Consider the following 15,208-nt stretch of genomic DNA (forward strand, 5'->3'; position numbering starts at 1 on the left):
CGTATATAGATATATTACATTATTTTTATAATAAATGAAATGTTTTTCTTGGGATTTTTCAGAAAACCCGATCATATTGTCAGAGTGGGCCTGTTAAGATGCCCGGGAGATAAGACGTAAATACAAAAGCATAATAAATGAAAAAACCTTTCAGAACAGACCTGCTTCTGAAAAACTTTCATTAGAGCTGGTAGCGAGAGTTGAACTCTCTACCAATGGTTATTCGTAAGGTAGTATAAATTATCACCTTACTTGCGGCTACTATCATCTTTTTTTTCATAAGTTCTTTAATAGCCCTGTCAAAATCACTTTCAAGCTGTTTCATTTCTCTGGAGCGATAAATTTCAAACTCTTTTTCTGCTTTTGTAATTGCCTGTTTATGTGATATTGAGCCGCTTCCAGCCAGGACTCTCCGCTTCAGTGCAAGTATTTGACTGTCCAGTGCCTCAATCCAATCGTTCATGCTCATAGGATTCTGTTCCAAGACTTGGAACTCTGCAAAATCCAAAAATTGTGACACAAGCAAATTCAAACGCTGCAGTTCGATTTCAGAGAGAAAATTTTTTGCGAAACATTTGTTATTCCATTGTCATCTTGATATAAAATGATTTTATTTTCGTCTTTGGAATTCATTTATCTGGCCTCCTTGCCTGTTGAGTTACTATTCCCATCATCTATGTATGCCTTTTATCTGTACTAAAAAATCCATTAATCAAAATTACCGAAATATTCCTCCGCTCGCAATCCGTTATTCTATCCCGCAAGCTCTTTCATCTCCACATACCCGATGAATTTATTATGGATATCCACCCACTGGCTTTTGCTGCCGTCAGGATTGTCCGTTTTTCCACATACAACAATTTTCTGTCTGAGTTCATTAAGAATGCGTGTATTGAGTTCCCGCTTGCATTTTCACCTTTTTAAGCATAAAATACCTTTCAGGTTTTTAATTTATTCTTATCTTCCATTAGGATAGAATATGGCTTCCAATAGATTTATTTTATCGCTGACTGCAAAGTGTCATGGCAAAAATATGCACATTAGAACACTCCGGCAAAGTTATACTTTCTAAGGTTTTGTCTCCCGGTATTGGTCGTAGTAATGCCAAAAGCCCATATTCTCCAAGATAAAGACTGCCTTCATTTTTATTATAAACTTTGCCTCTCCATATAAATTTATCATCATATATGGGTTTTTGGGAGGCCCAGTCACTGAAGTTTATCTGGAGGGCTTCTTCCTTTCCATCATTAAAGTTCAACTTAAGCTGCTCAATAAAACTGCCCCATTCGCTGGAACCCAAAAACAAAATACCTTTATATCGGCCCGGAGGTACAGGTATAATCTGATTATTACAGGATACATTATCATAAGCGTTATCCCGTATACCTGGAAACCTGAAATGCATTTTATCCAATGAAATAATTTGTTCACTGGGTGCCTCCTGAGATAAGAAATAATGTCCGGTTCCGGTATAGTCAGCAGCGCCGTCCCTTGAACAAATACTATGAAAAGCAATATTATTACAGAAATTTTTTAAGTCGACGTATGTATATTCCGTAGCCTCACTTAAAATTTCTAAATCAGGATTCTCAATATTTTCATCCTCCTGGCTTAATAAAATATTGCCGCCTATGGCTTCCTTAAGATTTCCGAAAAGGCTTCTTTCCTCTTTTAGTATATCCTTGAAAGTTTTTAGGGTTTTATCGTGAATACTGGGAGAATAACCTGCATATAACCCTTTCAAAAGCCAGCTTATTGCAACTCTCCACTTACTGTATACATTCAGAAGGTCCTTTTCAATTTGATTAAGCTTTGGGTTCTTTAAATACTTATTTACATAATTAATAAATTGAGAGTAAAGAAGTCTGGAGCCTGATATATATATAAGATTTCTATAGAATAACGATCCCCAAACGTCGGGCTTGCCTGTTTTGAACTCTTCTTCAAAGCTAAACCGTGCAGTATAATCGTCTATAAAACTCTCCATATTATTAAAGATATTTGATTGGCCGATTTTTTCTACTGAATCAGATAAAATAGTTTTATAGTCAAAGCTTTGCGGTAAATCTTGAAAATGGAAGGTTGAGTAATAAGCGAAGCCATTTTTAAAGTCCTCATAAGGCATGATAGCATGGCCGTTTCCTTCAACAGGATCAATGCAGGTAATATTGTTGTCTGTGTCAATATCTATTGCAAGACAGGTATGTCCCAAATTTACCCTTTGGTAGTTCCGATGCCAGGGACACCAGTAAGTATTAATGGAAATAGCCGTAGGATATCCAAGCTGAAGCTGTTCCTTTATTGTACTGATAACTTCCCCAACAGTATCTGCCTTTACTGTTAAAATCTTAAATCTATAATACGTTTCCAGTAAATCCTGCTTGTTATCACCAGTGCCAATACGATGGGCCATCGATTCAGTTTGTCCGGACGCTGCAGGCAGGTATTCAAAGTTGAAAGCCTCCGAAAACGCCAGCCGATATTCTTCCCTGTAGTGAGCAGCCACCGAAAAAAATATATCCTCCCTACAGTTCAAACCATCAATATGTAACGGTTTAATATCTAATAACATTTCAAATCACCTCATCAATATAGTGCTTTGCATACTGTACAATTGGACTTTAAGAAAATGACACTTTGAAAACTTTGTAAAATTCTTTTATTAAAATATTTTGCACATTATTATAGCATTTTATATAAATAAAGTCAAATACTGGTAAAAAATATCGAAAAATCAAAAAAAGTGCTTTGTAGAACAATTGAACAGTCGTTCTATAAGCACCTTTATATTTCGTTATTCGTACGTAACAGACTGTTGGATTTAGGGCATAAAAACGACGATTAATATTTGGACATTCCAGAAAAAATGTTCAAATCATCAACCGTCATTTAAACCGAACCCGGTTAGAGCTCTTCTTTATTACTGTCCAGTGAGCTGAGACTTAGTCTGCTGTATTTCGTCATCCTTAGCCATGAGGGCGGGCTTATAATATCCTTTTGCCTGTGCAATCTGGAACAGCTTATACTGCGATACTTCGTCGTTATTACGGATCTGTTGAATGGCAGAACGCAACGTGGGGTTCGCACATTCGGAAATGGTATTGGCATAGAATGTCAGACTGCTCTTTACAGAGGAAAGAACATCATTTACCATTATTTTCTCCTGTATCATTGTTTATTCCTCCCTTAGCTTAAAAAGCCTAACAACTGTTGTTTAGTTTTCATCGCCCCCTGTGCACCATCCTTAAAAAACTGCTTAATTTCAGGATCGGTTGCTTGCTCGGCATAAGCCTGCAATTTTTGGCAAGCGGTTTCATGAGCGCCAATCAGATGGCGCAAGTTCTGCAATTCAACTTGGTTTAATTGTGACATCAAAAAAACTCCTTTCAAATATATTCTTGTTCAGTATTCCAGTTTAGTATTCCAGAATGTGAATAGAATATTCACAGCTAGTAAAAGTAAAACACCTACAATATCCGCCAGCGCAGCCTGCTCCATTTCAAACTTTTCCACTGATTGGCCTCAAGACAGTATTTACATCAGTTTATTCAGGGCATGAGAGCAACTGATAGGAACCCACACGATTTTCTTTGCTTATTCAAAAACGGATTCAGCACAAAGTAAAACGGCTGATATTTGGACATTCCAGAAGAAATATTCAAATCATCAACAGTCGTTCAAAAATAAGTTGTAAACGAAAATAAAACTGTATTGTTTCGGACATAATTACCATTAAGAGGTGATTTATTTTGAACGAACTTTTATACTCAGCCATCAGAACATCCATTGGTTTTGTAATCCTATTGTTATTTACACGCGCCACAGGCAAAAAGCAGCTCAGCCAGATGACCATCTTCACATATATCACCGGGATCACACTCGGCAGCATGATCGGTGAGATGGTCATTCATGGCGGCGTCGAGTTTATGGAAGAGGTCTTAGGCGTGATACTTTGGGGTGTTTTCAGTTTCGTAGTGGAATATGTTGCATTAAAAATCCCATTTATGCGCGTCGTGCTGGATAGTGAACCTACCATTGTAATCAAACGTGGTGAAATTCAAGTCAAAGAGTTACGTAAGATGAGACTAAACATGGACGACTTAACTATGCTGTTGCGTGAAAAGGATGTATTCACTGTCCGGGATGTTTGGTATGCTATCCTAGAACCTCATGGTGAGTTAAGTATTGTTAAGAAAGCCGCTAAACAGCCGGTATTAATGGAGAATATGGGCTTTCAGCCACAAAACCCATCTTATTTGCCAGGAGAGTTGATTACAGACGGAAACCTGATAACAAAAAATCTTTTGGAGTTTGGGAAAACGGAGGAATGGCTTACACAAGAACTGTCTAAGCAAGGCATTACATCTATAAAACAGGTGTTTTATGCAGAATTATCTGAGGGCGATACGTTATTTATTCAAAAAAAGTAACTCCAGATACCTATAAACACTTGCTTTATGACAAACAGGTTTTGAATTATCAATGAAACCAAGCTCCAAAACCAAAAGCATTCAAAACCGCATACATAAAGGGCTTAGGCATAAAAAACAACGGTTGATATTTGGACATTCCAGAAAAAATGTTCAAATCATCAACCGTCGTTCATTCTGGAGCTGGTGAGAGGAATCGAACCTCCAACCTGCGGTTTACGATACCGCTGCTCTGCCTTTGAGCCACACCAGCTTATATAAAAGGCAACCTGCATGCATACGACCGGATTTTGCAACTGCACGCTGCATTTACTTACCTTTTTACACCTGCAAGGATAATTTTAGCACTATTCCTTCTGCAATTCAATCCAAACCTGAACTAAAAAATTGTTTAAAACAGCTTACCTGCTTATAAGTCTCCTCATATGGCGGTAAAGGAACAGTATGGATACAAAAGTGATTGCATAGGTGGGAGTTGAACAGGGAATTATTTTCCACCCATGATATAGAATCAAGCCCGCAGGTTTTACAATCAACATTTCAACAAGATCAAACAAAACCACCCAGGACAGGACATACATACAATACTTGAATACGCCTCCCCGCCTTGGTATAAGCTTCCCGTACACTATTCCCACCGCGGGGTACGCAATAAAAGTGTAGGGCAACTGATAAGTATTGCTGAGCCAATGGATATCGGTAATATAGTCGTACAAGCCCAGAATGTCCGACATGAGGCCGTCTGTCAGCGAACCCAGCGCAACAGCAAGCAGCCACACCAGGAAGTCAACAATTGAAAGTTTTTTCAACAGCAGCAAACCTACCAGCGTGCCCAGGCACAAAATCAAAAGGCCCCAATATAAAATAACAGCCATTGTACACCTCCCTGAGATAAATGCTTATTCACAGGTTAGTTTACCCTGATATAAAATTTCCACTACCTTATAACTCAGGCAATATATTACAAATAATTTCATGCATTGCATCCCGGTCATTGCTGACAGTGATTCGCTTGGCAACAGCTTTTACACCCTCCCTGGCATTTTCAACGGCTATGCCCACATCCGCAAGGCTCACCATTTCAATGTCATTGTCATAGTCGCCCACCGCCAGTATTGTCTTATTTCTGAAAGGTTCCATACTTCTCAGGCTTTGCAGCGCAGAACCCTTTGAGATGCCTTTTTTAAGCACTTCAAAATAAAATTCGTGGGAAAATACGTCATCAAAATCAGCTTCCAGCCCAAATTTCATAAAGGCCTGCCTAGCCTCAGCAAGTGTGTGGTGCTTGTCATACAGCATTAATTTCAACCAGTCCAGCTTCAACACCTCCTTAAGCTCAGACCTTGTAAAAGGCTGCTTTTCCTTGACAACATATGCATCTGTATTTTTTTCGGGGGATATTATGAACATTCCTTCAGGTGTAAATATTTCGACTACCATATTGTGATACGTAGCAAGACAATAATTTATGTAATCCACCAAAATTTCCTTTTTCAAGAATTCCGCCTTCAGAATTCTTTCACCCTTGAAATCATAAACCGCTGCCCCATTATATAAGATACATGGCCCGTTAAGCCTGAGATTCTTGATAAACGGCCTTATATTTTGTATTGATCTGCCTGTAGCTACTGCAAATCGCCCGCCGTTAGCTGTAAAAGCTTCTATGGCAGCCAGATTTTTCTCGGAAATTGTATGCTGCGAATTGATTAAAGTGCCATCCAGGTCGCTGATAATCAAATAGTTGTTATATTTGCTCATATGTACCTCATTTTTTGCGTGATTACTCATATATAATATAAAAAGTGTTAAAAATATTATATCAGAATTTCCTTAAGTACTGCAATTTTTATAAACCGGCATTCCATACTTTGGCAACAGACCAAAAGCAATATTTTACTTGCTTATTTTAATTTAGTGTGCTAAAATATCGAAAAAATGATATGTTTGGGGTATGGTATTTTACGGATAGCTGTCTGACCCGGCATACATGAAATGACTGCATAATTGCATATAAATCTTTTTATAAAGGCAACGACAAAGAGAAGTAGCGCAAATTATCGTTTCCAGTGAATGGAGGCCAGTGAGAACTCCATAAAGTGAATTTGTGTGAATAACACTTTATCAGCCGCAATCTGAACATCATTTATGATCAGTAGGTGCGCCGCAGGCTTGTGCGTTAAACAGATGGGTTTTTAAACCGTTGAGTGACTGTTAGTCAGTAATTCAGGTGGTACCGCGGACATTACGTGTTCGTCCTGGACTTTTTAGTTTGGATGGGCATTTTTTTATGCTCAAATATCAGTTTAAATTATCCATAAAGGAGAACAGAACACTTATGAACATATCAAACATTTACCGAAACAGGCTCTTAAATGATATCAGCGAAGGTGATGTGGGCAACAAGCTTAAGATTGCCGGATGGGTGGAGAATATCCGTGACCACGGCGGCGTATCATTTATTGACCTCCGTGATATGCATGGTGTCATGCAGGTTGTCATGCGCGACACAAGCCTTTTGGAAGGCATCAGCAAGGAAGACTGTATTTCCGTTGAAGGGGTAATCGAGCTCCGCGACCAGGAAACATACAACCCCAAGATTCCCACTGGAACCATCGAAATGGAAGCCCATTCTGTGAATTTGCTGGGCAAGGTGTATAAGCAGCTCCCCTTTGAAGTAATGACCTCCAAGGAAACCCGTGAGGATTTGCGTCTTAAGTACCGTTATCTCGACTTAAGGAACAAGAAGGTTAAAGACAATATCATATTCCGTTCGGAGGTTATCAGCTTCCTGAGACAGAAAATGACCGATATGGGCTTTCTGGAGATTCAGACTCCCATTCTGTGCGCTTCGTCTCCTGAAGGCGCAAGGGACTACATTGTTCCCTCCCGTAAATACAAAGGAAAATTCTACGCTCTCCCCCAGGCTCCTCAGCAATATAAGCAGCTTCTTATGGTTTCGGGTTTTGACAGGTATTTTCAGATAGCTCCCTGCTTCCGTGACGAGGATGCCCGTGCAGACCGTTCACCAGGGGAATTCTACCAGTTGGATTTTGAAATGAGCTTTGCCACACAGGAGGATGTTTTCCGTGCGGGTGAGGAGGTACTCACCGACACCTTCAAAAAGTTTGCCCCGGAAGGCTATTCTGTGACCGAGGCTCCATATCCTGTAATCAGCTACAAGCAGTCCATGCTTGAGTTTGGAACAGATAAGCCCGACCTGCGCAATCCGCTGAGAATCGTGGATGTTACGGAGTTTTTCCAGGGTTGCACCTTCAAGCCCTTTCATGCAAAAACCGTCCGCGCCATAAAAGTTCACGCCGAGATGTCAAAGGGGTTTCACGAAAAATTGCTGCAATTCGCTACGTCTATCGGAATGGGCGGGCTTGGTTATCTTGAGGTAAATGAAGACATGACCTACAAGGGACCTATTGACAAGTTTATTCCTGATAATATGAAGAAGGACATAGCAGAAATTGCAGGCCTTGAACCAGGTGACACAATCTTTTTTATTGCCGACAAGGAAGAGCGTGCTGCCGTTTTAGCAGGCCAGATTCGCACCGAGCTTGGTTTGCGTCTTGATATATGCGAAAAAAATTCATACCGCTTCTGTTTTGTAAATGACTTTCCCATGTATGAATATGATACCGAGGAAAAAAAGATAAACTTCACACATAACCCGTTTTCCATGCCCCAGGGCGGATTGGAAGCGCTAAACTCCAAAGATGCGCTGGATATACTTGCATACCAGTATGATATCGTATGTAATGGTGTGGAGCTCTCCTCCGGCGCAGTGAGAAACCACAATCTTGATGTCATGGTCAGGGCCTTTGAAATAGCCGGTTATACAGAGGAAGACCTGCAGGTAAAATTCGGAGCGTTATATCAGGCATTCCAGTTCGGAGCACCTCCGCATGCGGGTATGGCTCCAGGTGTTGACCGGATGATAATGCTTCTGAGAAATGAAGAGAACATCCGTGAGGTCATACCCTTCCCAATGAATGGAAACGCACAGGATCTCATGTGCGGAGCACCTGCGGAAATATCTGAAAAACAGCTCAGGGAAGTACACATAAAAATAAGGTAGCGGGTTTTCTGCGCTACCTTTCTATTTTACCCCTGAGGAGCAGTGGGGCATTTTTACGGCAATTGATTCTTATACTGCTGGTTTGAAATCTTTTCAACTTCCTCCACATAGCCCTGATTGTCAATTTCATTGGTATAATACTCCTCGAAGTCAGCATATCCGCCCATGTCCTGAGGCGAGTCGGAGGAGCCGTATTTTATCAGGTCGTTTAGTTGATCCATACCCTCAAACTCGTCGTCCTCCTGCCTGTTTAAATATTTTCTTCCGAAAGGAGCCTGAAAAACCTCATCGTACTGCTGGTCGGGAGTGTTTATCTCCCCGGCTTCATTTTCCAGCTCACAGGAGTAACAAAGCTTTGCAGCGGGCATAGCCTCCAGTCTCTCAAAAACGATTTCCCCGTTACACTTTTCGCATTTTCCATAGGTGCCATTCTCAAACTTTTTCAAGGCATGCTGTATATCATTTAATTTAGTCTGCTCGTGTACCTTAAGTGCCATGTTCATTTCAAGCGAATACAGCTCGCTTCCCATATCTGCCGGGTGATTATCATAGTGGGACAGCTCCACGGGATAGTGTTCACTCATATCGGCCTCGCCATTTTTATGCATGAGCTTAACTGCCTCCGATATTTTCTCTTCCTGAACCATAAGCTTATCCTTAAGTATCCATAATTTATTGCTATCCATGTATTCTCCCTCCGTTCCTACCTGACATTCCTCTGACTTTTCTGGACAATATCCACAACATCACTTATAAACTGCCCTATATAAGGAAGGTTTATTTGAACTATTTTATTTAAAATATAAATGGCAATAGCCCCTAATAATGTAAAACCTATTGCAATTCCAAAGCCTCTTGCCAGCCCCCCAACAAAATTTGCCCACAACATCTTTCTGGGATGCTCCAGAAAATATACATAATCAACGAATTTCATCTTTTCCATTTTCAGTGACATGTCATCTATCTTCTTATTTAACAAGCTGATCAACTGATTGTTATTTGCCATCTGAATCAAACTCCTTTCAAAAATCGCCGGGACATTTCAGACAAATAATTCGACTTTGTCACTGATATTATGTTTGTATTCTTTTGGACTATTTATACTCAAAGGCAAAAAAAATAACAACTGGAAATCAGTTGTTATTTTAAGCATATATTTACTTTATTTAGCAATATCCGCAAGAACCTTTTTAACCAGCTCCGTATCCTCAACAGTATATTGAAATACCTCGCCAATCCTTCTTGGAAGCACAAATTTCAGCTTATTATCCTTTACCTTCTTGTCATAGAATATTTGCTGGAATACCTTGTCCACATCCATGCCCGGAAGCGATACAGGAAGTTCCAGCTTCACAAGCAAGGCTTTTACCTGTTCAACAATGGATTCAGGAAGGACTTCCATGCGGTGTGAAAGCCTGAAAGCGCCAACTATACCAATTGAAACACATTCACCGTGCAAAAGCTTAAAATCCATAGCTGTCTCAACAGCATGGCCGATTGTATGTCCCAGATTCAAAACCGCTCTTAAATCATTCTCTTTTTCATCCTGCTCAACTACCTGTCCCTTTATTGAAACATTTCTCTTGGCCAGATATTGAAGAACATTTTCATCAAAAGCAAATATTTTCCCGGCATTATCACTGAGATATTCACAATACTCGGCATCCATAATCAGGCCATGCTTGACTACCTCGGCCAGCCCAGCCGAAACTTCACGCTTGGGCAGGGTCTTTATTGTGTTGATATTCATGAAAACCAGCCTGGGCTGATAAAAAGCTCCGATGGCATTCTTATGCCCGTCAAAATCAACTCCGGTTTTTCCCCCTACACTGCTGTCGGCCTGGGAAAGCATAGTGGTAGGAATCTGTATGAAATGAATTCCTCTCATATAAGTTGCAGCGGCAAAGCCGGAAATATCTCCGACCACACCTCCGCCCAGAGCAACCAGGGAACTGTTTCTATCCAGTTTATATTCCACCAGCTTTTTATATATTTCATAAACGGCGTCAAGGGTCTTGTACTCCTCACCCGGTGCCAGTACGTGCTTAAAAACCTCAAATCCGCTTTCTTCCAACCTTTTGATGCATTCCTCGGAATGAAACCTGTCAACATTTTCATCAGTGACCACCAGTATTTTTTTACCGGTTCTTAATGAAAGAACAGTCTTTCCCAATTCGTCAAAATTTGTTGTTATACAAATAGGATAGCTTCTTTCCTTAAGGTTGATAGTATGTCTGATCATTTTATCTCCCATCTACGCGCATAGCGCGTATACAAATAGTAATGAAAGACACGCAGTGGCTTTCGCTGCGTGAAATCCACTTTGACCTACCACATGTATCTTTCACGCTGCCTCCTATCTGCGTGCCCTGCAAGCAGTATCTTATTCAACCACTTCTGAACATCTCCTGCAAAGAGTCGGGTGATTTTCATCTTTTCCCACATATTCGCTGAACATCCAGCATCTTTCACATTTTTCACCCGGCGCCTGTTCCACTTCCACCTTGATTCCAGTCATTTCTTCTCCGTTTGGAATACCGGCGGGAGCCTCCTGGAGCTTTTTGATATCGGCGGCAGACACAATGAATATGGTTACCAGCTCGGATTCAATGCTCTTTACAAAGTCGTAGTCGGCCCCGTCTGCATAAATAGTCACCTTGGCGTTCAGGGAGTGCCCTATGGTCTTGTTTGCCCTGGCCACTTCCAGAGCCTTGGATACATCTGAACGGAGAGCCAGTATCTTATCCCATTTTTCCGCCAATGCTGCATCCATATATTTTTTATTTATTTCAGGCCAGTTGTTGAGCTGCACACTTTCCACATCATCGCCTGCTCTATGGGGCATAAACTGCCATATTTCCTCAGTCGTAAATGCAAGGACAGGAGTCAGCATTCTCACCAGTGACTGCAGGATTTCGTACATGACGGTCTGAGCCGCTCTTCTCTCCTTTGATTCCGGCTTTGAGGTGTACAGCCTGTCTTTTATTATATCCAGATAGAAATTACTCATGTCAACTACACAGAAATTGTGAATTGCATGGAACATCATATGGAATTCATATGTGCTGTAAGCCTCATTAACCTTCTTTATGAGGTTGGTCATCTTGTAAAGGGCCCATTTGTCCAGCTCGTTCATTTCACTGTAATCAACACTGTCCGTATCAGGATTGAAGCCGTTGATATTACCCAGAATGTATCGTGCAGTATTTCTGATTTTTCTGTAAACTTCGGACAACTGTTTCAACAGATCCTTTGAAATCTTTATATCTGTGGTATAGTCCGAGGAAGCAACCCAGAGCCTTAATATGTCGGCACCATATTCCTTTATTACATCTGCCGGGTCTATGCCGTTCCCCAGTGATTTTGACATCTTTCTCTTTTCTTCATCTATAACATAACCATGGGTCAGAACCTTTTTGTACGGAGCTCCTCCTCTGGTTGCAACAGATGTCAGAAGCGAAGACTGGAACCAGCCGCGGTGCTGGTCGCTGCCCTCCAGGTACAAATCCGCCGGGGATGAAAGCTCGTCTCTGGTTTCAAGTACTGCTGCGTGGCTGGAACCGCTGTCAAACCATACATCCATTATATCGGTCTCTTTTGTAAATTCCCCGTGTCCGCAGGAGCATACAGTGCCCTTTGGAAGTATTTCTGAAGCGTCCATTGCATACCAGGCATTTGAACCCTTTTGTCTGAATATATCTGCAACTGCCTTTATGCTTTCATCGGTAATCAATTCCTTGCCGCAGTCCCTGCAATAGAATATGGGAATAGGCACACCCCATATTCTTTGTCTGGATATACACCAGTCTCCCCTGTCTCTGACCATGTTTGTTATTCTTTCCTGGCCCCACTCCGGCACCCATTTAACGGTCTTTATAGCGTCAAGAGCATCTTCTCTGAAGCTGTCTATCGATGCAAACCACTGTTCGGTGGCTCTGAAAATGATAGGCTCCTTACACCTCCAGCAATGGGGATACTGATGGGATATCTTTTCCGATGCCAGAAGTCTTTCGTCCTGAGTAAGCCTCTCTATGATTGCCGCATTTGACTTCGCATAGTACAGTCCTGCAAAGGGTCCTGCTTCCTTTGTCAGGTAGCCCTTGCTGTCAACCGGCACTACGGTAGGAATCTTATACTTCTGACAGACAATAAAGTCCTCCGCACCATGTCCGGGAGCCGTATGAACACAACCGGTACCCGCTTCAAGAGTTACATGGTCACCTAAAATAACCACGGAATCCCTGTCAAGGAAAGGATGCCTGCACAATATCCCTTCCAGCTCCTTGCCCTGATACCGGGCAACAGTTTCATATGCGGATATCCCTGCCGCCTTCATTGAATTTTCAACAAGTTCGGTGGCAAATACATAATATTCCCCGTTGGCTTTTACAAGGGAGTATTCAAAACCTTCATTCAGACATACCGCAAGATTTGCAGGCAGTGTCCAGGTAGTGGTAGTCCATATTACAAAGTTTACCTTCTCTTTATCAGCTACGCCGCCAAAGACGCCCTTGTCGTCCCTTACCTGAAATTTTACATAGATTGAAAGGGTAGTATCGTCAGCATACTCAATTTCGGCCTCTGCCAGGGCTGTTTCACAATCCGGACACCAGTACACCGGCTTAAGTCCCTTGTATATATGCCCTTTTTTGCACATTTCTCCGAAAACCTCTACCTGCTTGGCTTCAAACTCGGGCTTAAGCGTAATATATGGGTTTTCCCAGTCTGCTCTTACACCAAGGCGCTTAAATGCATTTCTCTGTATATCCAGGTATTTCATGGCAAAGCCTTCGCAAGCTTCTCTGAACACTACAGGGCCCACCTCATGTCTTTTCAGTCCCAATTCCTTTATGGCCCTTTGCTCTATGGGAAGTCCATGAGTATCCCAGCCTGGTACAAAGGGCGTATGGTAGCCCGACATACTGTGGTATTTCACAACTATGTCCTTCAATATTTTATTTAAAGAAGTTCCCAGGTGTATGCCGCCATTTGCGTATGGCGGTCCGTCATGCAGTATGAACGCAGGTTTTTCCTTTGTTTTTTCAAGCTGCTTATGGTAAATATCCATCTCTTCCCACTTTTGAAGAAATTCAGGTTCTCTCTGCGGCAAACCGGCCCTCATTGGAAAATCCGTTTGCGGCAAGTTCAAGGTCTTTCCGTAATCTTCCGACATTACAATACCTCCATAATTTTAATGTTGATTATATAGTTGACTTAACCATGTTCGCTGCCTTAGTACCAGACAGAAGCAGAGCGGATTCCGCCAATAAATAAGCCCCGTTCCAAAAGTCATATAAGCTGACTCTTAAGGGACGAGGCTGTTTTCGCGGTACCACCCAATTTATTTTGTCACATATGATAATTCGGACACAAAAACTAAAACGTGACAATAATCACTTCATTCTATAACGGCTCATCACCGGCACACCTTACCTATGTTTCATTCAGGCTGCAACTCATGGATGATTTTCAAAAGCTTGAACCTGCGGACTCGCACCAAGCGCCCACTCTCTGAGAAGCCAATTGCTTTCTACTCTTTCCAGTCATCATATTTGTATTATTAATCTATTCACCAGCGGTTAATTATGTCCATAGTCATAAAAACCGACTTTGTAAGTTATAGAATATAATACATCAACATAAATTATTCGTCAAGGGTTATTGTAATTTCTGCTTCAATCCCAGGTCACGGTCAGGGCTTCTTCGATCCTCTCACCGCTTCTAAGTCTTCTTCTGATATCCATCAACCGGAAGTCCAGCTTTTCCAAAACGGAAAGGTTATATTGCTCCCGGGGGCTGGATTCAATAATATCTGATATTCCGCCGTTTTTAATAACCAGCCTTCTTTTCCCCATGAAGGCCAGCAATGGGTCATGAGTAGAGATCAATACGATTTTTTCCTTTTTCACCAGGAGTTCAAGGGCCTTTTTTCTGTCAACCCCTGCATTTTCAATCTCGTCAATAAGAATTACCGGGGATGAACTCAGCAAGGCGGTGTCTGCTATCATCAAAGCCCTTGACTGGCCTCCGCTGAGCTGAGTCACCGATGTATCCGGCCCGAACTTTTCTCCGGTCAGTTCGTTGGCACAGCAAATTATCCGGCTGACAATCCCGTCGACATTTTCTGCCATTCTGCTCCTGGCATGCATGGATACAAATTCATTGACCGTCAGGTCTACAACAAAATTCATATTCTGGGATATCTGGGCTACCAGCTTTTTATCGGTGTTAAAGCGCTGTCTGTATTGTGGTTTTTCACTGTCTGTCAACACATACCTGCCCGTTGGAGTATCACCTTGGGCAAGGCATTCGATATCTGCCAGGAGCCTGCTTTTCCCCGACCCGGTGGGCCCTACCACACACACGATTTCTCCTGTTCTCAGCGTTATCTCAACATCTTCTCTGTTCCCCTTTTTATCCCTTCCCCCAATTATTGTCAAGGTGCTTAACCGACTGTTTCCCTGCGCTTTCAATGAATCCACCCTGGACATAAGTTGATTGACATAATTCCATATTTGTTCCCTGTCCATACCAACATCATTCAAAAAATCATGATCCAACCCTGAAAGAAATTCCCTAAAGCCCATAGAGCCGTGTTGTCCGCCGGCACCGAGGGAAGACAGAAATTCAGCTACGCTGGTGTCATAATTAACAACCTCTTTTATACTGGCATTTGCAAGACTATTCCTCATAA

12 protein-coding genes, 1 tRNA gene, 2 pseudogenes and 2 other annotated features are annotated in these 15,208 nt (G+C 41.7%); of the genes and pseudogenes, 2 read left to right on the forward strand and 13 right to left on the reverse strand.

Annotated features, from left to right (window positions below):
• Positions 1-181: 181 nt before the first annotated feature.
• The 5 genes and pseudogenes from rhuM to CLHUN_RS20515 all read right to left on the reverse strand — a co-directional run.
• A pseudogene (rhuM, locus tag CLHUN_RS20495) lies at positions 182-559 on the reverse strand (RhuM family protein); the annotation flags it as partial.
• A 194-nt stretch (positions 560-753) separates the two neighbouring features.
• A pseudogene (locus CLHUN_RS22945) lies at positions 754-888 on the reverse strand (hypothetical protein); the annotation flags it as partial.
• A 112-nt stretch (positions 889-1,000) separates the two neighbouring features.
• Positions 1,001-2,572 (reverse strand): hypothetical protein, encoded by a 1,572-nt coding sequence (locus CLHUN_RS20505; RefSeq protein ID WP_080066559.1) that lies wholly within the window; start codon positions 2,570-2,572, stop codon positions 1,001-1,003.
• Positions 2,573-2,920: 348 nt separating this feature from the next.
• Positions 2,921-3,172 carry a spore coat protein gene (locus tag CLHUN_RS20510; RefSeq protein ID WP_080066560.1) on the reverse strand — a complete coding sequence of 84 codons (252 nt, stop codon included), beginning with the start codon at positions 3,170-3,172 and terminating at the stop codon, positions 2,921-2,923.
• A gap of 14 nt (positions 3,173-3,186) precedes the next feature.
• Entirely contained in the window at positions 3,187-3,372 is a 186-nt protein-coding gene (locus CLHUN_RS20515; RefSeq protein ID WP_080066561.1) for a hypothetical protein, read from the reverse strand.
• Positions 3,373-3,749: 377 nt separating this feature from the next.
• On the opposite strand from CLHUN_RS20515, the gene CLHUN_RS20520 reads away from it, so the two are divergent.
• Positions 3,750-4,430 (forward strand): DUF421 domain-containing protein, encoded by a 681-nt coding sequence (locus CLHUN_RS20520; protein ID WP_080066562.1) that lies wholly within the window; start codon positions 3,750-3,752, stop codon positions 4,428-4,430.
• A gap of 178 nt (positions 4,431-4,608) precedes the next feature.
• On the opposite strand, the gene CLHUN_RS20525 is transcribed toward CLHUN_RS20520, so the two are convergent.
• The 3 genes from CLHUN_RS20525 to CLHUN_RS20535 all read right to left on the reverse strand — a co-directional run bounded on the left by CLHUN_RS20525 (position 4,609) and on the right by CLHUN_RS20535 (position 6,188).
• Positions 4,609-4,683 (reverse strand) — tRNA-Thr (locus CLHUN_RS20525).
• A 148-nt stretch (positions 4,684-4,831) separates the two neighbouring features.
• A complete protein-coding gene (locus CLHUN_RS20530; protein WP_080066563.1) occupies positions 4,832-5,305 on the reverse strand; it encodes a CBO0543 family protein in 474 nt (157 codons plus the stop codon).
• Positions 5,306-5,372: 67 nt separating this feature from the next.
• Positions 5,373-6,188 carry a Cof-type HAD-IIB family hydrolase gene (locus CLHUN_RS20535; RefSeq protein WP_080066564.1) on the reverse strand — a complete coding sequence of 272 codons (816 nt, stop codon included), beginning with the start codon at positions 6,186-6,188 and terminating at the stop codon, positions 5,373-5,375.
• Between the two features lie 264 nt (positions 6,189-6,452).
• Positions 6,453-6,691: a binding site (T-box leader), on the forward strand.
• Between the two features lie 74 nt (positions 6,692-6,765).
• Between CLHUN_RS20535 and aspS the strand changes: the two genes are divergently transcribed.
• Positions 6,766-8,514, forward strand: coding sequence for an aspartate--tRNA ligase (gene aspS, locus CLHUN_RS20540; protein ID WP_080066583.1), 1,749 nt, complete (start codon positions 6,766-6,768; stop codon positions 8,512-8,514).
• Between the two features lie 53 nt (positions 8,515-8,567).
• On the opposite strand, the gene CLHUN_RS20545 is transcribed toward aspS, so the two are convergent.
• From CLHUN_RS20545 to CLHUN_RS20565, 5 genes are all read right to left on the reverse strand, one after another.
• On the reverse strand, positions 8,568-9,200 hold the full coding sequence (locus tag CLHUN_RS20545) for a TraR/DksA C4-type zinc finger protein (protein ID WP_080066565.1): 633 nt from the start codon (positions 9,198-9,200) through the stop codon (positions 8,568-8,570).
• A 17-nt stretch (positions 9,201-9,217) separates the two neighbouring features.
• Positions 9,218-9,520, reverse strand: a complete 303-nt coding sequence (locus tag CLHUN_RS20550; RefSeq protein ID WP_080066566.1) for a DUF5665 domain-containing protein — start codon at positions 9,518-9,520, stop codon at positions 9,218-9,220.
• Positions 9,521-9,676: 156 nt separating this feature from the next.
• The gene (gene aroB / locus CLHUN_RS20555) at positions 9,677-10,756 is read right to left on the reverse strand and encodes a 3-dehydroquinate synthase (protein ID WP_080066567.1); all 1,080 of its coding nucleotides are present in this window, start codon (positions 10,754-10,756) and stop codon (positions 9,677-9,679) included.
• Between the two features lie 141 nt (positions 10,757-10,897).
• A complete protein-coding gene (gene ileS, locus CLHUN_RS20560) occupies positions 10,898-13,687 on the reverse strand; it encodes an isoleucine--tRNA ligase (protein WP_080066568.1) in 2,790 nt (929 codons plus the stop codon).
• Positions 13,688-13,819: 132 nt separating this feature from the next.
• Positions 13,820-14,070, reverse strand: a binding site (T-box leader).
• Between the two features lie 119 nt (positions 14,071-14,189).
• Positions 14,190-15,206: an ATP-binding cassette domain-containing protein gene (locus CLHUN_RS20565; RefSeq protein WP_080066584.1), complete on the reverse strand. Its 1,017-nt coding sequence runs from the start codon at positions 15,204-15,206 to the stop codon at positions 14,190-14,192.
• Positions 15,207-15,208 lie beyond the last annotated feature (2 nt).

This window comes from Ruminiclostridium hungatei, assembly GCF_002051585.1.
GTDB classification, from domain to species: domain Bacteria; phylum Bacillota; class Clostridia; order Acetivibrionales; family DSM-1351; genus Ruminiclostridium; species Ruminiclostridium hungatei.